Origin of the sequence: Nonomuraea sp. NPDC052634 (assembly GCF_040678535.1) — a bacterium.
Taxonomy (GTDB): Bacteria; Actinomycetota; Actinomycetes; order Streptosporangiales; family Streptosporangiaceae; genus Nonomuraea; species Nonomuraea fastidiosa.
Genome location: NZ_JBFATY010000016.1, coordinates 67,902 through 87,819 on the forward strand (window position 1 = coordinate 67,902; position 19,918 = coordinate 87,819).

19 protein-coding genes and 1 pseudogene are annotated in these 19,918 nt (G+C 72.9%); 11 read left to right on the top strand and 9 right to left on the bottom strand.

The window, feature by feature from the left end:
- The first annotated feature begins 53 nt into the window (after positions 1 to 53).
- Positions 54 to 479 (top strand): TIGR03668 family PPOX class F420-dependent oxidoreductase, encoded by a 426-nt coding sequence (locus AB0K67_RS38050; RefSeq protein ID WP_364069843.1) that lies wholly within the window; start codon positions 54 to 56, stop codon positions 477 to 479.
- Here AB0K67_RS38050 and AB0K67_RS38055 read toward each other — a convergent pair.
- Positions 469 to 1,146 carry a ThuA domain-containing protein gene (locus tag AB0K67_RS38055; protein ID WP_364069845.1) on the bottom strand — a complete coding sequence of 226 codons (678 nt, stop codon included), beginning with the start codon at positions 1,144 to 1,146 and terminating at the stop codon, positions 469 to 471. The genes AB0K67_RS38050 and AB0K67_RS38055 overlap by 11 nt on opposite strands.
- A 112-nt stretch (positions 1,147 to 1,258) precedes the next feature.
- On the opposite strand from AB0K67_RS38055, the gene AB0K67_RS38060 reads away from it, so the two are divergent.
- Positions 1,259 to 2,020: an SDR family oxidoreductase gene (locus AB0K67_RS38060; protein WP_364069847.1), complete on the top strand. Its 762-nt coding sequence runs from the start codon at positions 1,259 to 1,261 to the stop codon at positions 2,018 to 2,020.
- On the opposite strand, the gene AB0K67_RS38065 is transcribed toward AB0K67_RS38060, so the two are convergent.
- Complete coding sequence (locus AB0K67_RS38065; protein WP_364069849.1) at positions 2,021 to 2,593, bottom strand: helix-turn-helix domain-containing protein; 573 nt, start codon at positions 2,591 to 2,593, stop codon at positions 2,021 to 2,023. It lies immediately after the preceding gene.
- Positions 2,594 to 2,660: 67 nt separating this feature from the next.
- Here AB0K67_RS38065 and AB0K67_RS38070 point away from each other — a divergent pair, with 67 nt between their 5' ends.
- The 4 genes from AB0K67_RS38070 to AB0K67_RS38085 all read left to right on the top strand — a co-directional run bounded on the left by AB0K67_RS38070 (position 2,661) and on the right by AB0K67_RS38085 (position 8,528).
- On the top strand, positions 2,661 to 4,331 hold the full coding sequence (locus AB0K67_RS38070) for an FAD-dependent oxidoreductase (RefSeq protein ID WP_364069851.1): 1,671 nt from the start codon (positions 2,661 to 2,663) through the stop codon (positions 4,329 to 4,331).
- Entirely contained in the window at positions 4,328 to 5,749 is a 1,422-nt protein-coding gene (locus AB0K67_RS38075) for an ATP-binding protein (protein ID WP_364069852.1), read from the top strand. The genes AB0K67_RS38070 and AB0K67_RS38075 overlap by 4 nt, the downstream gene beginning before the upstream one ends.
- Positions 5,750 to 5,879: 130 nt before the next feature.
- The gene (locus AB0K67_RS38080) at positions 5,880 to 7,370 is read left to right on the top strand and encodes an AbgT family transporter (RefSeq protein ID WP_364069936.1); all 1,491 of its coding nucleotides are present in this window, start codon (positions 5,880 to 5,882) and stop codon (positions 7,368 to 7,370) included.
- Positions 7,371 to 7,397: 27 nt separating this feature from the next.
- Complete coding sequence (locus AB0K67_RS38085; RefSeq protein ID WP_364069854.1) at positions 7,398 to 8,528, top strand: M20 family metallopeptidase; 1,131 nt, start codon at positions 7,398 to 7,400, stop codon at positions 8,526 to 8,528.
- A gap of 129 nt (positions 8,529 to 8,657) precedes the next feature.
- On the opposite strand, the pseudogene AB0K67_RS38090 reads toward AB0K67_RS38085, so the two are convergent.
- A pseudogene (locus tag AB0K67_RS38090) lies at positions 8,658 to 8,911 on the bottom strand (cyclase family protein); the annotation flags it as partial.
- Positions 8,912 to 8,951: 40 nt separating this feature from the next.
- Here AB0K67_RS38090 and AB0K67_RS38095 point away from each other — a divergent pair.
- Complete coding sequence (locus AB0K67_RS38095; RefSeq protein ID WP_364069856.1) at positions 8,952 to 10,214, top strand: serine hydrolase domain-containing protein; 1,263 nt, start codon at positions 8,952 to 8,954, stop codon at positions 10,212 to 10,214.
- Positions 10,215 to 10,249: 35 nt separating this feature from the next.
- Here the strand turns inward: AB0K67_RS38095 and AB0K67_RS38100 are convergent, their stop codons facing one another.
- Genes AB0K67_RS38100 through AB0K67_RS38110 form a run of 3 tightly spaced genes read right to left on the bottom strand, consistent with a single transcriptional unit; the run spans position 10,250 to position 10,739 of the window.
- A complete protein-coding gene (locus AB0K67_RS38100) occupies positions 10,250 to 10,408 on the bottom strand; it encodes a hypothetical protein (protein ID WP_364069858.1) in 159 nt (52 codons plus the stop codon).
- On the bottom strand, positions 10,399 to 10,524 hold the full coding sequence (locus tag AB0K67_RS38105) for a hypothetical protein (RefSeq protein ID WP_364069860.1): 126 nt from the start codon (positions 10,522 to 10,524) through the stop codon (positions 10,399 to 10,401). The genes AB0K67_RS38100 and AB0K67_RS38105 overlap by 10 nt, the downstream gene beginning before the upstream one ends.
- Positions 10,521 to 10,739 (bottom strand): hypothetical protein, encoded by a 219-nt coding sequence (locus tag AB0K67_RS38110; protein ID WP_364069862.1) that lies wholly within the window; start codon positions 10,737 to 10,739, stop codon positions 10,521 to 10,523. The genes AB0K67_RS38105 and AB0K67_RS38110 overlap by 4 nt, the downstream gene beginning before the upstream one ends.
- 209 nt (positions 10,740 to 10,948) lie before the next feature.
- On the opposite strand from AB0K67_RS38110, the gene AB0K67_RS38115 reads away from it, so the two are divergent.
- The 3 genes from AB0K67_RS38115 (at position 10,949) to AB0K67_RS38125 (ending at position 16,505) form a co-directional block, all read left to right on the top strand.
- The gene (locus tag AB0K67_RS38115; protein WP_364069864.1) at positions 10,949 to 12,886 is read left to right on the top strand and encodes a protein kinase; all 1,938 of its coding nucleotides are present in this window, start codon (positions 10,949 to 10,951) and stop codon (positions 12,884 to 12,886) included.
- Positions 12,887 to 13,060: 174 nt separating this feature from the next.
- Positions 13,061 to 13,441 carry an SDR family oxidoreductase gene (locus tag AB0K67_RS38120; RefSeq protein ID WP_364069866.1) on the top strand — a complete coding sequence of 127 codons (381 nt, stop codon included), beginning with the start codon at positions 13,061 to 13,063 and terminating at the stop codon, positions 13,439 to 13,441.
- Positions 13,442 to 13,835: 394 nt separating this feature from the next.
- Positions 13,836 to 16,505: a CHAP domain-containing protein gene (locus AB0K67_RS38125; protein WP_364069868.1), complete on the top strand. Its 2,670-nt coding sequence runs from the start codon at positions 13,836 to 13,838 to the stop codon at positions 16,503 to 16,505.
- A gap of 90 nt (positions 16,506 to 16,595) precedes the next feature.
- On the opposite strand, the gene AB0K67_RS38130 is transcribed toward AB0K67_RS38125, so the two are convergent.
- Positions 16,596 to 16,859 (bottom strand): hypothetical protein, encoded by a 264-nt coding sequence (locus AB0K67_RS38130; RefSeq protein WP_364069870.1) that lies wholly within the window; start codon positions 16,857 to 16,859, stop codon positions 16,596 to 16,598.
- A 271-nt stretch (positions 16,860 to 17,130) separates the two neighbouring features.
- On the opposite strand from AB0K67_RS38130, the gene AB0K67_RS38135 reads away from it, so the two are divergent.
- Complete coding sequence (locus AB0K67_RS38135) at positions 17,131 to 18,300, top strand: helix-turn-helix domain-containing protein (RefSeq protein WP_364069872.1); 1,170 nt, start codon at positions 17,131 to 17,133, stop codon at positions 18,298 to 18,300.
- Positions 18,301 to 18,352: 52 nt separating this feature from the next.
- Here AB0K67_RS38135 and AB0K67_RS38140 read toward each other — a convergent pair whose 3' ends face one another.
- Entirely contained in the window at positions 18,353 to 19,297 is a 945-nt protein-coding gene (locus AB0K67_RS38140; RefSeq protein WP_364069874.1) for a hypothetical protein, read from the bottom strand.
- Positions 19,294 to 19,884, bottom strand: a complete 591-nt coding sequence (locus AB0K67_RS38145; RefSeq protein WP_364069876.1) for an RNA polymerase sigma factor — start codon at positions 19,882 to 19,884, stop codon at positions 19,294 to 19,296. Before AB0K67_RS38145 ends, AB0K67_RS38140 begins: the two co-directional genes overlap by 4 nt.
- Positions 19,885 to 19,918 lie beyond the last annotated feature (34 nt).

Genomic DNA, 19,918 nt, shown 5'->3' on the forward strand with positions numbered 1-19,918 from the left:
CGCCGTCCGGTCTTGTACGTTCCGGACACGCCGCACGGTGCGACCATGAGGGCATGGGGGACGGTATCGGCGGCGAGCAGGCGCGGGAGATGTTCGCCGGGCAGCCGGTGGCCAGGATGGCCAGGCTCGCGCCAGATGGCACGCCGCGCATCGTGCCAATCACGTTCGCGCTGCTCGACGGCGCGATCGTGACGGCCGTCGACCACAAGCCCAAGACCACCACGCGGCTCGCCAGGCTGCGCGACATCGCGCGCGATCCGGCGGTCAGCGTGCTGGCCGACCACTACGAGGACGACTGGGCCAGGCTGTGGTGGGTGCGCGCCGACGGGACGGCCGCCGTCGTGGACAACCCGGCGCTGCGCGAGCGGGCGCTGGAAGCCCTCGCCGCCAAGTACGCCCACTACCGCGAGCGCCCGCCTGCCGGCGCCGTCATCCGCGTCGAGGTGACGCGCTGGAGCGCCTGGGCGGCTACTCCGTGATGGTGACCGGGCGCTTCAGCAGCCACAGCGCGGCGCGCTGGAGCAGCGTCCTGTGCACCTCGTTGTCGTACGACCTGGTGTCGTGCCCGAGCGCGTCGTAGAACACCCGGCCGCGCCGCACCGGCCGTGCCCACACCAGCGGCTGGCCGCTCGCGGACGACGCCAGCGGCTTCACGTCGGGCAGCAGGTCGAGGTCGCTGTAGACCTCGTCCACCACGTCGAAGTCGCGCAGGCCGTCCACCACCGGATGCCCGCCGTGCACCCGCACGCCGGTCCAGCCGAGCGGCGGATGGTGCGACTTGGCCCAGTTCCAGCAGCCGCCGAGCACGCGCGGCCAGCCCTGCCAGTCGTCGAAACAGATCGACGCCGAGTGCATGCACAGCAGGCCGCCGCCCTGGTCGAGATGGTCGAGCAGGGTGGCCCTGGCCTCGGCGGGCAGCGTGAAGCGCCACTGGTCGCGCTGGTCGGCGAAGCGGTCCTGGGCCATCTGCCAGCGCAGCGCGTTCACCGTGATGAGCTGGTACTCCGACGGCTCGGCGAGCGCGCCCGCGATGTCCTCGGTGATCTCCGACTCGACCCCCACCTCGGCGAGCAGCTCCACGAGCGCGGCCGACGTGGCGGCGAAGTCGTGGAACAGCCCTCCGGAAAGGATGAGATTTCTCGCCATCTGCCCAGCCCATCATGCCCGTCGCGGCATTACCACCCATCGGCCTGACGCGCCCGGCACGCGGGCCGCCCGCCGCGCAGCGCGCGGATCCGCACGATCTATAGTCGGCCTTATGGATCTCGGCATCTCGGGCAAGGTCGCCCTCGTCACCGGTGGCAGTGCGGGTCTCGGCCTCGCCGCGGCCAAGAGCCTCGCGCGGGAGGGCTGCGACGTGTGCGTCAGCGCCCGCGACCCGGAGAAGCTCGCGGACGCGGTGGTGGAGCTGCAGGAGTTCGGCAAGGTCGTGCACGCCGTGCTGGCCGACGTGGAGGACCCGGCGGCGGCCGGGCGGGTGGTCGAGGAGACGCGCGACGTGCTCGGCCCCGTGGACATCCTCGTGGCCAACGCGGGCGGGCCGAAGCCGGGCCGTTTCACCGAGGTCGCCCTCGACGACTGGGACGCCGCCGTCCAGCGCAACCTGCTCGGCATGGTCCGCCTCATGCACGCGGTGCTGCCCGAGATGCGCTCGCGCGGCTGGGGCCGGATCGTCACCATCACCAGCAGGTCGGCCCGCGAGGCGATCGACGGCCTCGCCCTGTCCAACGCCACGCGCTCGGCCGTCGCGGGCGTGGTGCGCACGCTGGCCCGCGAGGTGGGCGGCGACGGCGTGCTGGTCAACAACGTGATGCCGGGGCCCATCGAGACCGAACGGCTGCGGCAGCTCGCCGGCGACGAGGAGGCGCTGCGCGAGCGCGGCAAGGGCGTTCCCGTGGGACGCGTCGGGCGGCCTGAGGAGGTGGGGGACGTGGTGGCGTTCCTGGCCAGCGAGCGGGCCTCGTACGTGAACGGGGTGTCGCTGCTGGTGGACGGCGGAGAGGCGCGCGTGATCGCTTAGTCACCTGAGCAGGGTGGCGACGATCGCGCCTGCCCATTCCTTGTCGCCGGGGCCGGGCAGGTCCACGAAGCGCGACAGGTTCGCCCGGTGGAAGCAGGCGCCCAGCAGCATCGAGGCCGCCGCGTCGGCGTCGAGCGCGACGTCGATGCGGCCCGCGCGCTGCTCGGCCCGCAGGATGCCGGCCAGCGCCTGGACCGGCACGTGCGGGCCTGTGCGGTTCTCGGCCAGCATGGCGCGGAACCCGGCGATGAGCGCGGGGTCTGCGAGCATGCCGCCCGCGATGGCCTGAGTGCGGGTGTAGAAGCGCAGCGCGGCCAGGGCGAACGCGACGAGGGCCGCGTGCAGGTCGCCCCGGCCGATGCCCGCGCGCAGCTCGTCGAGCGCCGGGCCGAGCGCCGGCATGCGCTCGAGCACCACGGCGAGCAACAGCTCTTCCTTGCTCGCGAAGTGCTTGTAGAGCAGGGCCTCGGAGCAGCCGGCCTGCCTGGCGATGCGCTTGGTCGTGGCGCCCGCGACGCCGTACTCGGAAATGGCCTGCTCAGCGGCGTCGATGATGCGATCGCGGGTACCCACGCGCTCATCATATGAACGCCCGGCTCGGCCGGGCCGCAACACATGACATTCTTCGTTTAAGCACAGCATGGTGGAAAGGCAAGAGGGCATGGACAAGCCGGTCATCGTGACGGTGGACGACGACCCGGGCGTCTCGCGGGCGGTCGCCCGTGACCTGAGACGCCGCTACGGGCATGACTACCGGATTGTGCGGGCGGAGACGGCGAGGGACGGCATCGACGCGGTACGCGAGATGCGGCTGCGCGGCGACGAGGTCGCGGCCATCCTGGCCGACTACCGCATGCCCCAGATGAACGGCGTGGAGTTCCTCGAGGCCGCCATGGACCTCTATCCCTACGCGCGCCGCGTCCTGCTGACCGCCTACGCCGACACCCAGGCGGCCATCCAGGCGATCAACGTGGTGGACCTCGACCACTATCTGCTCAAGCCGTGGGACCCGCCGGAGGAGAAGTTCTACCCGGTGATCGACGGGCAGCTCGACGCCTGGCTGCGCACCGACCGTCGCGAGCGTTCCGAGCTGCGGGTGGTGGGCGACCGCTGGTCGGCGCCGTCGTACAAGGTGCGCGACTTCCTGGCCCGCAACCACGTGCCGTACCAGTGGCTGCTGGCCAGCGAGCCGGAGGGCGCGCAGCTGGTGAAGGCGGCGGGTGACAACTGCCACCTGCCGCTGGTGGTGAAACCGGACGGCACCGTGCTGGAGTCGCCCGACCAGGCGACGCTGGCGGCGGCGGTGGGACTGTCCACGACGCCGGCGACCGACTTCTACGACCTGATCGTGGTGGGCGGCGGACCGGCCGGGCTCGGGGCGGCCGTGTACGGCGCTTCAGAAGGGCTCAAGACGGTGCTGGTCGAGGCGTACTCGTCGGGCGGGCAGGCGGGCCAGAGCTCCCGTATCGAGAACTACCTGGGCTTCCCCGACGGCGTCTCCGGGCAGCAGCTCGCCGACCGGGCGCGCAGGCAGGCGCTGAAGTTCGGGGCCGAGCTGCTGACCCCGCGCAAGGTGAACAGCCTGGAGGCGCGCGGCCAGGCGCGGGTGGTCGGCTTCAAGGACGGCGGGGAGATCGCGGCGCACGCGGTGATCCTGGCCACCGGCGTCACCTACCGGCGGCTGGAGGCGCCGGGGCTGGACGACTTCGTGGGCCGGGGCGTCTTCTACGGCGCCGCGCTCACCGAGGCGCCCTGGTGCAAGAACACCGAGGTGTTCGTGGTCGGCGCGGCCAACTCCGCTGGGCAGGCCGCCGTCTACCTGTCGGGATTCGCGAGCAAGGTCCACTTGTTGGTGAGGGGTGACGGTCTGGAGAAGTCCATGTCCCACTACCTCATCGAGCAGATCGCCGCACTTCCCAACATCGAGGTGCATCTGCAGACGCAGGTGGTCGGCGCGTCCGGCGACGGCCATCTGGAGCGGCTCACGCTCTCCACGAAGGGCGAGGAGCGCACGGTCGACGCGCAGTGGCTGTTCGTGTTCATCGGCGCCGAGCCGTACACCTCGTGGCTGGGCGAGACGATCGAGCGGGACGGGCGCGGGTTCGTGCTGACCGGGCCCGACCTGGTGCAGGGCGGACGGCGGCCGCGCAACTGGCCGCTGCGGCGCGAGCCGTACTACCTGGAGACGAACGTGCCCGGGGTGCTGGCGGCCGGCGACGTACGCGCCGAGTCGATCAAGAGAGTGGCCTCCGCCGTCGGAGAAGGCGCGATGGCCGTCGCGCTCGTCCACCGCTACCTGGAGAAGCAATGATCGACATCGAGGAGCTGCGCAAGCTGTTCCTGTTCGAGCGCCTCAACGACGAGCAGCTCTCCCTGCTCGCGGCCAGCGGCGGCGTGCGGACCTTCGAGCAGGACGAATACATCGTCCGGCAGGGCGACCCCGCCGAGTGCTTCGCGGTGCTGCTCGAAGGCGAAATCCAGATGATCATGGAGACGGTCAGCGCCGGCTCCGTCGCGATGCCGCGCACCTCACAGCCCGGCGTCTTCGGCGGCGCCACCGCCGCCTACCTCGGCGATCAGGCCCCGACGACCTACCAGCACACGCTGCGCGCCACGGCGCCGTCGCGGATGTTCATGCTGCCTGCCAAGAAGTTCGCCTACATCGTGACCGAGTGGTTCCCGATGGCGATGCACCTGCTCAACGGCCTGCAGTCGGGCGGCAGGATGCAGCGGGAGCTCATCGACAGGCGGCAGCGGCTGACCGCGCTCGGCACGATCACCGCCGGTCTCACCCACGAGCTGAACAACCCGGCGGCGGCCGCCGTGCGCGCGGTGCGCGAGCTGCGCTCGCTGATCACCAATTCGCGGCTGCAGCTCGCCCAGCTCGCCGAGGACGGCATCGCCCCGGAGAAGCTGCGGGCGCTGGTCGACGCGCAGGACGCGTGCACGCGCCGGCTGGCCGAGCAGCCGCAGCGCTCGCCGCTGGAGATCTCCGACGCCGAGGACGAGCTGGGCGAGGCGCTCGACGAGCTCGGCGTCGAGGACGCGTGGGACCTCGCGCCCGGGCTGGTCAACGCGGGCTTTTCGAAAGAGGACCTGGAGAAGGTCAGGACGAAGATCGGCGAGGAGCACACCACGAAGGCGCTGCGCTGGCTGGCCGAGGCCGTGGAGATCACGCAGATGCTCGACGAGGTGGCCGAGGCCACCGAGCGCATCACCACGCTCATCGGCTCGGCCAAGCAGTACTCCCAGATGGACCGGGCGCCCTTCCAGCGCGTGGACGTGCACGAGCTGCTGGACAGCACGCTCGCGATCTTCCGCGGCAAGATCCCGCCGGGCATCACCGTGGTCACCGACTACGACCGCACACTGCCGCCCATCCCCTGCTACGCGGGCGAGCTGAACCAGGTGTGGACGAACCTCATGCACAACGCGCTCGACGCGATGGGGCAGGAGGGCACGCTGACCATCCGCACGGCCCACGACGAGGACGAGGCCATCGTGGAGATCGGCGACACCGGTCACGGCGTGCCGGAGGCGATCAGGGACCGCATCTTCGAGCCGTTCTTCACCACCAAGAGCGTGGGCGAGGGCACGGGGCTCGGGCTGGACATCTCGTACCGGATCGTGGCGGGACGGCACGGCGGCGAGATCAAGGTCCGCTCGGTGCCCGGCGACACGTGGTTCGAGGTGCGGCTGCCGCTGCGCGAACCCGCCGAAGCTGACTGACTTTTTACCCCGACTTGTCAGGATGTCTCCTGACCGCATGTAATGGGTGACCGAAATGCGGGAGGGAGATCAGCCGGTGGCGGCCCCGGAGACTGTGACGGGATCGCGTTCGCTGAACGCGTTGCTCAAGATGCTCGGCGGCATCGAGCGGCTGGGCAACCGGCTGCCTCATCCCTTTTGGCTGTTCGTCATCCTCAGCGCGGTGCTGTCGCTGCTGAGCTGGGCGCTCGCGGCGGCCGGGGCGTCGGCCGTCAACCCGGCCACGGGTGAGACCGTCGCGGTCAAGAACCTGCTGTCCGCCGAGGGCGTGCGGTTGATGGTCGGCGACGCGATCGAGAACTACACCTCGTTCCCGCCGCTCGGCACGATCCTCGTGGTGATGCTCGGCGTCGCCGTCGCCGAGCGGTCAGGGCTGCTGGCCGCCGTGCTGCGCTCAGGGGTGTCGCGGGTCTCGCCGCGGTGGGTGACGTTCGCGCTGTCGTTCACCGGCATGGTCGCGCACGTGGCGTCCGACGCCGCGTACGTGGTGCTGATCCCGCTCGGCGCGCTGGCCTTCCGCGCCGTGGGGCGCAACCCGATCCTCGGCATCGTGGTGGCGTTCGTGTCGATCTCGGCCGGCTACGACGCCAGCCCGCTCATCACCCCCGTGGACGCGATCCTGTCGGGCCTGACCACCGCCGCCGCCCACACGATCGACGCGGACTACACGGTCACACCGCTTGCGAACTACTTCTTCTCGCTGGTGTCGTCCGTGGTGCTGGCCGCCGTCATCACGCTGGTGACCGAACGGGTGCTGGCCCGCCGCGTCGAGCAGATGCCGGTGGACCCCGACGCCGGCGAGGACGACCTGGGCTCGCTGAAGCTCACCGCCGAGGAGCGGCGCGGGCTGCGGGCCGCGCTGATCACGCTGGTGGTGTTCGTCGCCGCCGTGACGGCCGCCGTGCTGCCCTCGGGCTCGCCGCTGCGCGGCGAGGGCGGCAGCATCGTGCAGTCGCCGCTGCTCACCTCGATCGCGGTCTTCCTCGGCCTTGCGTTCCTCGCGGTCGGCTGGGCGTACGGCAAGGCCGCGGGCACCGTGACCCGCAGCGGCGACATCCCCGGCTTCATGGTGCACGGCATCCGCGAGATGGCGCCGATCCTCGTGCTGTTCTTCGCGATCTCGCAGTTCCTCGCCTACTTCAAGTGGACCGGCATCGGCGAGATCCTCGCGATCGACGGCGCCGGGCTGCTGAAGTCGGCAGGGGTGAGCGGGCCCGTGGTCTTCCTCGGCATCCTGCTCGTGGTCACCCTCATCAACCTCGTGGTGACCAGCGGCTCGGCCCAGTGGGCGCTCGTCGGGCCGGTGTTCGTGCCCATGCTGATGCTGCTGGACATCCCGCCCGAATACACCCAGGCCCTCTACCGCATCGCCGACTCCTGCACGAACGCGATCACTCCGATGAGCCCGTACTTCGTGATGGCGCTCGGCTTCCTGCAGCGCTACCGCCGCGCGGCCGGCATCGGCACGCTGGCCTCGATGACGATCCCGCTCTCGCTGACGCTGCTCGTCGTGTGGACGCTGCTGTTCTACGTCTTCTGGTGGCTGGGCGTGCCGCTCGGCCCCGGTTCCCCCGTCCCCTAGTGCACACCCCGTGGAAGGACTCTCGTGTTGATCACCGACTGGACCCGGCAGGCCCTGCCGGCCATGCTCGACGACCTCAGGGCCGTGGTGGAGCTGGAGACCCACAGCTACGACAAGGCCATGCTGGTCAAGGGGCTGCGGGCGATCAGGGCGAGGGTGGTCGGCCACCTGGGGACGCCGGACGACGAGATCCTCCACGAGGGCGGCCAGCACGGCGACATCCTGGAGCTCACCTACGAGGGCACCGCGCCGGGCACGGTCCTCATGCTCAGCCACTACGACACGGTCTGGCCCACCGGGACGCTCAAGACCTGGCCGTTCACCGTCGTCGAGGGCAAGGCGACCGGGCCGGGGGTGTTCGACATGAAGGCCGGGCTCGTGCAGTCGATCTGGGCGCTGCGCGGGCTGCGCGAGCTGGGGCTGCCGCACCCGAGCGTGCGGTTCCTGCTCAACGGCGACGAGGAGATCGGCAGCCCGGCCTCGCGCAAGCACATCGAGGCGGCCAGTGAGGACGCCCTGGCCACGCTGGTGTTCGAGGCGTCGCTGGACGGGGCGCTCAAGACCGCGCGCAAGGGCGTCGGGCTGTTCAACGTGACCGTCAAGGGGGTCGAGGCGCACGCCGGGCTCGACCCGTACGCGGGGGCCAACGCCATCCACGCACTGGCCGAGGTCGTCACCACGCTCGCCGCCGCCGGGTCGCGCGAGCGCGGCACCACCGTGAACGTCGGCCTCATCAGCGGCGGCACCGGGCTCAACGTCACCGCCGGCCACGCCACCTGCGGCATCGACGTGCGCGTCACCGACCCGGCCGAGATGGGCCGCATCGACGACGTCTTCGCCGGGCTGCGCGTCTCCGACCCGCGCATCAAGATCTCCGTCACCGGCGAGTGGAACCGGCCCCCGATGGTGCCGAACGAGCCGTCCGAGCGGCTGTTCAAGGAGGCGCAGGGGGTGGCCGCCGGGTTCGGCTGGCCGCTCGACCAGGCGGCCGTGGGCGGGGCGAGCGACGGCAACTTCGTCTCGGCGCTGGGCCGCCCCGTACTCGACGGCATGGGCGCGGTCGGCGACGGCGCGCACGCTCGGCACGAGCACGTGCTGATCGACCACATCCCGGACCGCACCGCGCTGACCATCGGGTTGATCTCGGCTCTGGCGTAGCGGCTCCTGCGACAGGCCGCGCGCGTCGAGCCCACCGACGGCGGCGTCGTCGCAGGCGACGGCGGCCAGTTCGGCGGCCGAGGTGCGATGGCCGGCGGGCAGGTGGTCGAGCTCGAGGCTGCGCGGCACGTCGTACAGCACGCCCCTGGCCACCACTCCGCCCGCGTGCTCGATGCCGCACCTCGTGGCGCCGTACGAGCGGACGCGGGCGGCCGGATGGCCGTTGTGGAGCTCGTCGCCCTTCCACATGTGGCACAGCGCGTCCATGTGGGTGGTGGTGCCGTGCCGGCTGACGAGCAGGGCGTCGAGCACCACGGCAGGTTGAGGGTGCCGCGCTGGTCGTCTGGGCCGAAACGTCCCCAATTGTTAGGCTCGTGTCTCACGTAAGCACTCCCTTTCCCCGTCTTCCCCGCTGGAGGTCCGATGCATTGCGACCCGCGCTTCGCCCGCGTGCGCGAAGTGTTCGAGCGGCACTTCGCCGACGGCGAGGAGCTGGGCGCGGCGTTCGCCGTCTATAAGGACGGCGAGCTGGTGGTGGACCTGTGGGACGGCATCGCCGACCGTTGGACCGGGCGGCCCTGGGAGCGCGACACGCCCGCGTTCGTCTACTCCTGCACCAAGGCGGTCACCGCCGCCGTGCTGCTGCGCCTCGTCGAGCAGGGCCTGGTGGACGTGGCCACGCCGGTCGCGGAGGTGTGGCCGGAGTTCGCCGCCGAGGGCAAGGGTTCGGTGACGGTCGAGCACCTGCTCACCCACCAGGCCGGGCTGCCGGTGGTCGAGGAGGAGGTGCCGGTCGAGGAGTTCGATGACCTGCCGGCGATCGCGGCGCGGCTGGCCGGGCAGCGCCCGCTGTGGGAGCCGGGGACGGCGCACGGCTACCACGCGCTGACGTACGGCTTCCTCATCGGCGAGGTCGTGCGGCGGGTGACGGGCAGGACGGTGGGCGAGCTGGTCGCCGCCGAGATCGCCGGGCCGCTGGAGCTGGAGCTGTGGGTGGGCGCGCCGGACGACGTCATCGAGCGTACGGCGCGGCTCAAGGCCGGCGAGCGCCCGCGCCGCGCCCCCGGCCGGGCCGAGCGCTCCGGCATGGAGATCGTGGAGAGCGCCGACCGGCCACAGGACGCCCAGCCCACCGGCCGGCCGCAGGACGCCCAAGCAGCCGACCGGCCTCGAGAGGTCCGGGCCGCGGACCGGCCGCAGGACCTGCTGGCCGAGATCCAGCGGGCCGCGCTCGACCCCGCGAGCCTGATGAACCGGGCGCTCGGCAACCCCGCCATGCACCGGCTCAAGGGCGGCGCGAACCACCCGGTGATCCTGCGCGCGGGCTGGCCCGCGGCGGGCCTCGTCACCACCGCACGCGGACTGGCCGGGTTCTACCAGGGGCTGCTCGCCGGTGACGTGCTGCGCCCCGAGACGCTGCGTGACGCGCTCCGCCCTCGGGTGAACGGCCCGGACAAGGTGCTGTACCTGGCCACGTCGTTCGGGCTCGGGTTCATGCTGCCGTCGCTGACGTTCACGATGCCGTCGAAGAGCGCGTTCGGGCATTCGGGCATGGGCGGCGCGCTCGGGCTCGGCGACCCGGAGCGCGGCCTTGCGATCGGGTACGTGATGAACAAGATGGCCGACGCGCTGACCGGCAACCTGCGCGGGATCCGGCTGGTCCAGGCGGTCTACGACTCGCTGTAGGCGCATGGCGGGTCAGTGCATGGTCACGCCGCCGCTCACCGACAGGATCTGCCCGGTGATGTACGCGGCGCGTCCGTGCACAGGTCGGCGACCAGCCCGGCGACGTCGGCGCCAATGGCCGCGCCGATCGCCCCCGCTCCTCCGGTGACGACCGCGACCCGCCCGTCCAGCCGCATCCCGTCCATCACGTCCACGCCTTGATCAGCTCGGCGGTGGCCGTACGGGTGGCCAGCAGGCCGATCGTGTACCTGAGCACGGCCTGCGCGTACTCCTCGCGCACGCCCGCCACGGCGTCGGTCACCACGCTCACCCGGTAGCCCAGATTGACCGCCTCAAGCGCCGGCCCGGGATGCCCAGGTCGAGCGAGACGCCGAGCGCGACCACGGCGGAGACGCCCAGCGAGCGCAGCGTCATGTCCAGGGAGGTCCCGGTGAACGGGGAGAAGCCGTGGTGGCGGCGGCTCTCCAGGTCGCCGGGGCCGAGCAGCTCGGGCAGCACCTCGGTGGCGGGCGTGCCCTCCAGCATGTGGGCCGGGTCCTTAACGTCCGCCGACGGCAGGACGAAGGCCGGGCGCCTGGCCGCAGGCCCCCACCAGAGCACGCCCGAGCGCGCGAAAGACGCCCGGCACAACTCCGGCGCACCCCATTAACGCGGGACGAAATATCTCGCTCGTGACAACCCGAACCCCGGGTGAGACCGTCGAATCGATGACGGCCGTCTGATGGGGGTAGGACTTGGTCCCTGGGTACCGCGAAGTACGGCAGCTCGGCGCCGGGCGCACCGGCCGCGTGTTCCTCGCCACCTACGAGCAGACCGGCGCGTACGTGGCGATCAAATACCTGAACGCCACCCTGCGCAGGGACGCCGAGTTCATGGACCGCTTCCGGTCGGACACCCACCGCCTCGTCGAGATCGACACCCCAGAAGTGGTGCGCCTGTACGAGTACGTCGAGACGCCCAGCAGGGCCGCCGTGGTCATGGAGCTGGTGGACGGCGTCTCCCTGCGCACGCTGCTCGCCGAGCACGGCCGGATCAGCCCGGAGGCGGCGCTGGCCGTGGTCAAGAGCACGCTGCTGGCACTCGCCGCCGCCCACGAGCGCGGGGTGCCGCACCGGGACGTCACCCCCGGCAACATCCTCGTCCAGGCCGACGGCACGACCAAGCTGACCGACTTCGGCATCGTGGTGCACGCCGAGGAGCCGGGAGTGCCGGCGGGCACCCCGGAGTACATGGCCCCCGAGCTGTGGACGCGGGGCCAGGCCGGGCCGCCGGCCGACGTGTACGCGGCGGCGTGCGTGCTGTTCGAGGCGGTCAGGGGGCGGCCGCCGTACCGGGCGTACAAGGAGAGCGGCGACGACGGCGGCGGGGAGCGCGAGCAGGACGTGCCCGCGCTGCGCGGCAAGCACCTCGTGGAGCCGATTCCGGTGGAGGTGGCCCCCGACGGGCTGCGCGACCTGCTCAGGCGCGGCATGGCCAAGGACCCGATCATCCGGTACGCCTCCGCCCGGCAGTTCGCGGCCGAGCTGGAGGAGGACGCCGTCGCCGGGTACGGCCCCGACTGGGAGAAGCGCGGCCGCCGTCACCTGGCCGAGCTGGCCACGCTGCTCGCCTTACGCTTCCCGCTGGCGCGGACCGACCCCGCCCCCTCCAACGGCCCCAGGGCTCGGCTGCCCAGGCTTCCGCCCCACCTCTGGATCGCGGGCGGCGCGGCGGCCGCGGCGCTGGTCGCGATCATGCTGTCCGGCGGCCGGGTGCCGCCCGGCCCTGGGACGATCCTGATGCCGCCGCCCGAGTCCAGGAACGACCCCACGACCGCCACCACGTCCCCGGAGCCCACCCGGGCCAGCCCGGCGCCCAGGCGGACCTCGTCCGCACCGCCGCGCGCCACCGGCACCGCCCCTCCCACGCCCGCGTCTCCCCCGGCACGTCCCGCCCGCAGCGGCCAGGCCGGCACGACCGCACCCGGCCCGAAGGTGCGGGCGGCCACGATCCTGCGGTGGAACGGCAAGGCGGGCACGATCGGGGTCTCGGCGGACGGCACGGGCGCGGTGCGGCTGCGGATCTCGTACACGAGGAGGGACGGCGAAGGCGGGCCGGCGCTGACCGTCCGCCAGGAGAGCCGCACCTTACGCGGCAGCACCTCCTACACCAGCGCCGTCACCCACGACCCCGGGCGGCTGCCGTGCGGGGAGCAGGCGTACGTCGGGATCGTGGTGATGACCGAACCGGCGGCCGGGAACGGGCCGCAGGTCAGCGAGGCGCCGCTGACCGGCCCCGACTGCCCGGCGACGCCTTCCCCCACGACCTCCCGCCCCGTGCCATCGACCACGCAACCGTCACCGTCCCGGTCGCCCGCCCCGTCAAGCCCACCCTCCGACGGCCCGGCCGCCCGCTCCTCCGGCCTCACCACGCCCACCTCCTCCCGCAGCCCGCAGAACCCCGCCGCCGCCCCCACCCACGGCTCACCCGAGCCCACCGGCGCCCCGCTCCCCCGCACCCAGGACCCCGCCACCGCGCCCACCAGCGCCCCGCTCCCCCGCACCCAGGACCCCGCCACCGCGCCCTCCGCCGACTCGCCCGGCCTGGCCACCGCACCGCCACACGACTCACCCGAGCCCGCCGGCTCGCCCTTGCCACGCACGCGGGAACCCGCGGGTCCTTCCGGCGAGTAGCTCGGCTTCACCGCCACACCGTCACGCGGCACGCCGGTGGCGTCCGCCCCCGGCTTCACCGCACCCGCCCGCACTCGCAGGCGAGCTTCAGCCCGCCGCACGGGGACCGGCAGGCAAGCCCGAGCAGCGGCCGCGCAGCAGCACCGTGGAGAGCTTCAGCGACGGGGCACAGCAATGAAGGCCGCCGGGCGCGGCTCCATCGTGAACATCTCCTCCATCGAGGGCTACATCGGCGCGGAGGGGCTGTCGGCGTACTCGGCGTCGAAGTTCGGAGTACGCGGGGTGACGAAGTCGGCGGCGCGGGAGCTGGCGAAGTTCAAGATCCGGGTGAACTCGGTGCATCCCGGGGCGATCAATACCCCCATGGTCACGGACCCGGATCTGGTCGGCGCGGTGGACGCCGAGGCGTTCGTGCGGTCGATGGTGATCAAGCGCTTCGCCAAGCCGGTGGAGGTCTCGCACGTGGTGGCGTCCCTGGCCTCGGACCGGGCCGGCTACTGCACGGGCAGCGAGTTCACGGTGGACGGCGGCCTGCTGACCGGCGCGGGCTACTGACCCCTCAGACGAGTACGGAAATCCGCACGGCAGCGGGACCCGCGTACGCAACACTCCGCACGGCGCGCATGATAAAGGCCCTGCGGCCGATCTCCGGCGCGGGCCGCATAATACACCAGCGCACGATACCGAGATCTCACCCCAGGGTAGATCTTTTAGTGTTAAACCACCTGGGGCCGGACATTTCTGGCAACATCACTGACCTGCTGGTTTCTACCCCTTGAGGGGTCTTGCCCCCAGGGTGCGTGCTTGAGCTAAGGTCACAACACGATAACCTCACTCATCACGGAAGACGACAGGTCACCGGTTTTGTCACACCAGTCCCGGGTCACCCCCACTACCCAAGACTGTCGTGCCGAACCCGGTCTTGCTCGGAAGGCTCCCCCACACTTCCATGACGCCAGAGATCCAGAAGTACATAGAACTGCTCGAGAGCCAGCTGGGCTACTCCGAGAAGTCGAACTCGTACACCAAGTTCGGCGCCTGGTACGGCAAGAACGTCGAGTTCGACGCCGACTACAGCGTGGCGCCGTGGTGTGACATGTACCTCTCGTGGGCCGCGCACAAGCTCGGCTACGAGGACTGGATCGGCCAGTTCGCCTGGACCGTCGAGCACGCGAAGTGGTTCAAGAAGCAGGGCGCCTGGGGGAAGAAGCCCGAGGTCGGCGCGCTCGTCTTCTACGACTGGAGCGGTTCGGACGACATCGACAGGATCGACCACGTCGGCGTCGTGACCAAGGTCGAGGGCAACCGCATCCACACGATCGAGGGCAACATCGACGGCGGCGTCGCCAAGCGCAAGGTACGCGACACCAGCAAGGTCGTCGGCTACGGCTACCCGCAGCGGGTCAAGGAGCGCCTGGAGCGCAAGGCCAAGAAGAAGGCCGAGAAGGAGACCCCGGACGCGCTCAGGGAGGCCGGGAAGCCGGGAAGCGAGGTTGGCACGCTCCAGTCTCCCGAGCAGTCGCTGAGCGCGTACATCCCCCGCGCCGACGACGGCCGGTCCGGCCAGGTGCCGCTGTCCGGCGACCGGATCCAGTCCCCGCAGATCAGCGGTGACGAGCCGAACCAGGTGCGGGGCAGGACCGAGGGCCAGACCCCCGAGCAGGCCCAGGCCCAGCCGCAGGGCGAACCGCGTACCACGACCTCCTCCCCCGCCGGCTCGCGCGCGAAGGCTCCGGCCGCGCAGCCGAAGGCCGAGAAGGAGACCGCCCCTCGTACGGACGCGACCGGAGCGGGCCCCGCACCCTCCGGCTCCCCCACGACCGAGACCGGCACGTCCACGGGCGCGTCCTCGGGGGCGACCCCTAGGAAGGGCAAGCACGCCAAGCCGAGCACCGCCGACACCGAGGCGGCCACCGGCGAGCCCCTTCCCGCCCACGGCGACGCCTCGGCCACCGGGCCGCTGCCCGCCATCGACGCCCCGACGCTCGTCGGCTCGACGCTGATCGCCGCGCTGACACTGCTCGCCGTGGCCAAGACCCGCCGGATGCGCTCGGCCGCCGCCATGGCCGCGACGCCCGCCAAGCCGGCCCGCCCGTCGCGCGCCAAGGGCCGCCGCCGTCGCAGCAGGAAGGCGCCGGTCCCGGTCATCGCGGAACGCCGCACCGTGCTCGACCTGCCCGAGACCCCCGAGCGCCTGGCCACCGCCGCCGCCCTGCGCTCGCTCACCGCCGCCGCGGCCACCGCGGACGCGACCCCGGCGCTCCAGACCGCCGGCGCCACCGCGGACCCGGCGCTGCAGACCGTCGCTGCCTCCTCCGGCGCGGCGCTGCAGGCAGCGGGAGCCTCCTCAGGCGCGGTGCTCCAGGCCGTGGGGGCGTCCTCGGGTTCCGGTACGGGCGGCATGGCCTGGCCCATGCCGGAGACCACCGACCCCATGGCCTGGCCGGTCACCGCCGCGCCCAGCACGAGGTCCGGCGGCATCGCCGCGATGGGCTCCGACGGCGCGGACATGACCGCGATGGGCGGCGGCCGGCTCGGCAGGACGGGGCCGGACGTCACCGCCATGGGCGGCGCGCGCGTCGGCGCGCCCGGGTCCGGTGGCTCGACCCGGCCGTTCTCCGGCGCGTCCGAAGGCGCGGCGTGGTCCGATGGCTCGACCCGGCCGTTCTCCGGCGCGTCCGAAGGCGCGGCGTGGTCCGGTGGCGGGGTGCGTGGCCGGGGCGGGTTCGGGTCGGACGGCTACTCCTCCGACGGCGACCGGCCCGGCCTGCCGCAGACCGGAGACGTGTGGGAGGGGTCCAGGCGCGGGACCGGCAGGGACTCGGCCCGGCACGCCGGCCGGGGCAGGGCCCGCCACGCCACCGCGCGGAACGCCGCGCGTCACGCCGCGACCAGGGAGGCCGCCGCCCGGGAGGCCGCCCGGCAAGCCGCCGCGAGGGAGGCGGCGGCGCGTGAGGCCGCACAGCACGCCGCCGCCAGGGAGGCCGCCCGCCGTATCGCCGCACGTGAGGCCGCCGCACGCGAAGCAGCGGCCCGCCACGCCGCTGCCAGGGAAGCGGCCGCGAGGGAGGCGGCCCGCGACGCGCTGCGGCACGGCGCGCGGCACGCCAGGCACCGCAGGATGCCGCTGGAGATCCGGCCGTTCGACCTGACCACCGACGCCGTGCCGCAGAGCCGGGGAGCTTTCGAGCCTCTGAGCGCCCGGCGCGACGCCGCCCCCTACGAGCCCGCCTTCCTGGCCGCGCCGTACGAGCCCGACTTCGACAGGTCCCGGTACCGGTTCACGGACGAGACGGGCCCGCTGGAGGTCGTGCTCGACACGGGCCCGCTGGAGCGCGTGGTGGACACGAGCACGTTCGAGCGCATCGTCATCCCCGGCGCGACCAGCGAGTTCGACGCGTTCGCTCCGCCTGCCCGGCCCGGGCGCGCAGGTGGTCTGCTCACCGCCTCGGAGCCGGCGACCACCTACCGTGGCCGCCGCCGTCGCCGTAACTCGGACGAGCATCCGGCGTTCCCCTACACCGACGCCCCGCCCCGTGGCCGCCGCCACCGCCGCACCACCACGGAGGAGGAGCCGACCCGCCGCACGGTCGGCCGCCACCGCGCCACCACCCGCTGACGCGAGCGCCCAGGCAGGTCTCCATCCGGGCCACGGCCCGCTGACGCGAGCGCCCAGACAGGTCTCATCCGCGCCAGGCCCGCGGCGAGACTACGACGCCCGGCGGCGCGCGCGGCCGGACCACACGACCGGCGGCGCGCGCGGCCGGACCACACGACCGGCGGCGCGGGCGGTCGCCACGGTGCCCGCCCGCAGAGCCGCCGCCACGGCCGCGGTCTCCGCGACCGGCCCGGGCAGGCAGGCCCGCCCGGTCTCCTCCAGCGCGGGCAGCACGTCGATGAGCCGCAGCCCAGCCCGCCGTCCTCGGGCGGCAGCAGCGAGCCGAAGAACCCGAGCCCGGCGAGCTGCTTCCATCCGGGCCGCCGTTCGGTGCGCAGCGCGGCGGGCGGGCAGTGCGCGGCAATCCTGCGGGCGGTCGCGTAGGTGTGCAGCCGGTACGTCTCCGCCTCCGGTGCTCCGGCGGGCGAAGCCCTCGGGGGTGTCCATGGACGGCAGCGGGCCCGGCACGTGGGTGCTCAGCCAGTCGCGAACTCGGCGCGGAAGTCCCGCTCGGCCGGGAGAAGGCGAGATCCACGGAATCGACCTAGCGCACGCTTGGTGATCTGGCCAGGTTACGCTGGGCATCGTGCAGGGACTGCTGCTGCGCCTGTCCACGCTCGACGCCGACGCCGAGAGCGCGGTGCGGGTCATCGCCTACTTCGACTCCCTCGTGCGCGACCACGTGACCGTGCCCACGCTGATCACGGCCACGGCCCGGCTCACGCAGTGCCCGGTCGGCCTGTACGACGCGGCCACCGGCCGCCGCACCCGCGCCACCCCCGACGGCCGCACCGACTCCCGCGCCGCCGCACCGGATGCCGAGGCCCCGGTGCGGCGGCTCGCCTGCGGGCTCGGCGCCGTCTGGATGGAGCGCGAGGGGCCGCCGCACGGGCTCGACGAGATCGTGCTCGAACGCTACGCCGCCGCGGCCGAGGTCACCTTGGAACGTGCCGCCGCACTCGTGCGCGCGGGCCAGGATCCGGCGCTGGTCGAGCTGGTGCTGTCGGCCGAGACCGGCGACGCCGAGCGGGCCCGCGCGCTGCGCCTGCTCGGCTTCGACCCGGCCGCGCCGCTCCACGCCCTGGCGGTCGCGCTCCCTGCCCCGGAGGGAGAACACTCCCGCAAAGCGGAGGCGGGGCCCGCCGCCGGGCTGCGCGCGATGGGCCACCACGTACGCACCGCCACGATCGGCGACATCCAGGCGGTCTTGGTCACGCCCACCGTCCCCCAGGTCACGACGCCCACCGGCGCACAAAGCGCGGGGCCGGATGTGCTCGGCCTGCGCTTGGAGACGCTCACGGCGGCCGGCGGCAGCGCCCGGGTGGGGGTGGGGCCCGAGCTGCCCGGCGCGCGGGCGGCCGAGTCGTGGGCGGGAGCCCGTACGGCGCTGCGCTTCACCGGCCCCCACGACCGGGTGATCCGCTGGTCGGAGCTGGGCGCGCTGGCGCTCTTCGCCGACCTGCCCGCGCAGGCGATCGCCGAGCTGGACGACGTACGCGCGATGTCCCGCCTCAGCGATGAGTCGCTCCAGGCGATCCGCGCCCTGTGCCAGGCGGGCTCGATCAGGGGCGCGGCCGCGGCCCTGCACCTGCACCACAGCTCGCTGGCCGCCCGGGTGGCGCGGGCGGAGAGCGTGCTGGGCTTCTCGCCCGCGGAGCCGTCCGGACGGCTGCGCGCCCACCTGGCCCTGGCACTCCTGCGCCTGCTCGCCAACACCGGAGCCGGCCACCACCGCCCCGGCGCCTCGCCGGTCTGAGCCGCCGGCCCCGGCGGCCACCTGCTGTGAACGCCGGGGCCGGCGCGGCCGGTCAGTCGTTGATGACGGCATCCCGGGGGCCGCCGTAGACGGGGTTCTTGTCCAGGCGGCGCTCGGTCACGAGCAGGCGGATCACCCCCTCGGCGTTCTCCTCGGCCTCCCAGACGACCCAGTGGTCGCCGACCGGCTCCTTCTGGGTGCGGACGATGCCGAACCCGCCGGGGTTCCCCGGGGGCACGCTGATGATCGCGAACACCACCTCCTTGCCGCGTCTGCGCAGCTCGGGCAGGACCTCGCCGACGGTCTTCTCGTCCACGCGCAGGCCCTCAAGTGAGCGGCCCTCGGCGGTCGCGAGGCGGAACTCCGGCTCGGTGATGATCGACGGCTTCGGCGCGGGGACGGGCTCGCAGGGCGCGATGGGCCCCTCCATCAGGTGCGTGGTGGTCGTGCCGCCCTTGCCGCTGATCGTCCAGACGAACGTCTGGCCGGGGCCGAACAGTCTCGTGTTGATGCGCATCTGCCAGCCGTCCCGCTCGCCCGGAATGTTCTCCGGCAGGCTGTAGAGGCCGCGGGGGATGTTCTCCACCATCTTTCCGCGCGGTTCCCTGCACATCATGCCCTGGGGGACGAAGTCCACCATCGCGGGGACGTTCAGCTCGCGCAGCCGCCGCTCAAGCCCGGCCGCGTCGTCGAAGTCGCGGATCCGGATCGTCACCATCCCGTCGTCCATCTCCACGGCGTACGAGCTGGGCGCGCGGTCCCCCAGCACGATCGGGGCCACGACGGCGCCGGCCGCGAGCGCGACGGCGGCGGCCAGCCCGAACACCGGCCGCTTGAGCGGAAGACGCCGCGCCCTGTGCGGCCTCGCATCCGGCTCCTGCGCGGTGATCTCGGCCAGCAGCGCCCGTGCCCCCGCGCCGGACGGCTCACCACCCGAGCCACCGGGCGCGATCCGGGCCAGCGGCTTGATCGCCTCGATCTCGTCGACGTTCCTCACAGCGCTCCTCCCTGCGATCCCTCCACAGCGGCCCCCTCCGCAGAAGCCATGGCCGGAGCCGGGCGGCGGCCGGGTGCGGCCACGTGCACGCCGCCGGCGGCGAGTGCACGCGACAGCCTCCTGCGGGCCCGGTACAGCCTGATCCGTACGGCGTTGCGCGACAGCCCCAGCGCCTTGGCGATCTCCTCGCGCTCCAGCTCCTCCCAGGCGACCAGGGACAGCAGCTCCCTGTCGTCGTCGGGCAGGCTCATGAACGCCCGCCGGATCGCGTCCAGCTCGACCTCGGTGTCCGGGGAGTGCCCGTACAGATCGGCCAGTTCGGCGTCGAGCTCGGCCGTGCGCGCCCTGCGCCGGTTGTCACCGCGGAAGTGGTTGGCCAGCACCTTGCGCGCGACCCCGTACAGCCACAGGACGGCCTCCTCGCCCTCCGGCAGCTCGGCCACCCGCCGCCAGGCGATGGTGAAGGTCTCCGCCACCACGTCGGCGGCGTCCTGCGGGGAGTCGCAGCGGCGTACGGCGTAGGCGGTGATCCTGCCGTAGGCCAGCTCATAGACGGCCTCGAATCTGGCCAGCCGCTCGTCATCCACGGGCGGTCCCCATGGCATATCTCCTCAGCAGACG

Coding starts and splice junctions, on each gene's coding strand:
- AB0K67_RS38070 (WP_364069851.1), top strand. CDS start 2,661: ATGGTGGAAAGGCAAGAGGGCATGGACAAGCCGGTCATCGTGACGGTG.
- AB0K67_RS38110 (WP_364069862.1), bottom strand. CDS start 10,739: ATGCTGGAGGGCACGCCCGCCACCGAGGTGCTGCCCGAGCTGCTCGGC.
- AB0K67_RS38095 (WP_364069856.1), top strand. CDS start 8,952: ATGCATTGCGACCCGCGCTTCGCCCGCGTGCGCGAAGTGTTCGAGCGG.
- AB0K67_RS38050 (WP_364069843.1), top strand. CDS start 54: ATGGGGGACGGTATCGGCGGCGAGCAGGCGCGGGAGATGTTCGCCGGG.
- AB0K67_RS38130 (WP_364069870.1), bottom strand. CDS start 16,859: ATGGAAGCAGCTCGCCGGGCTCGGGTTCTTCGGCTCGCTGCTGCCGCC.
- AB0K67_RS38075 (WP_364069852.1), top strand. CDS start 4,328: ATGATCGACATCGAGGAGCTGCGCAAGCTGTTCCTGTTCGAGCGCCTC.
- AB0K67_RS38120 (WP_364069866.1), top strand. CDS start 13,061: ATGAAGGCCGCCGGGCGCGGCTCCATCGTGAACATCTCCTCCATCGAG.
- AB0K67_RS38055 (WP_364069845.1), bottom strand. CDS start 1,146: ATGGCGAGAAATCTCATCCTTTCCGGAGGGCTGTTCCACGACTTCGCC.
- AB0K67_RS38080 (WP_364069936.1), top strand. CDS start 5,880: ATGCTCGGCGGCATCGAGCGGCTGGGCAACCGGCTGCCTCATCCCTTT.
- AB0K67_RS38125 (WP_364069868.1), top strand. CDS start 13,836: ATGACGCCAGAGATCCAGAAGTACATAGAACTGCTCGAGAGCCAGCTG.
- AB0K67_RS38060 (WP_364069847.1), top strand. CDS start 1,259: ATGGATCTCGGCATCTCGGGCAAGGTCGCCCTCGTCACCGGTGGCAGT.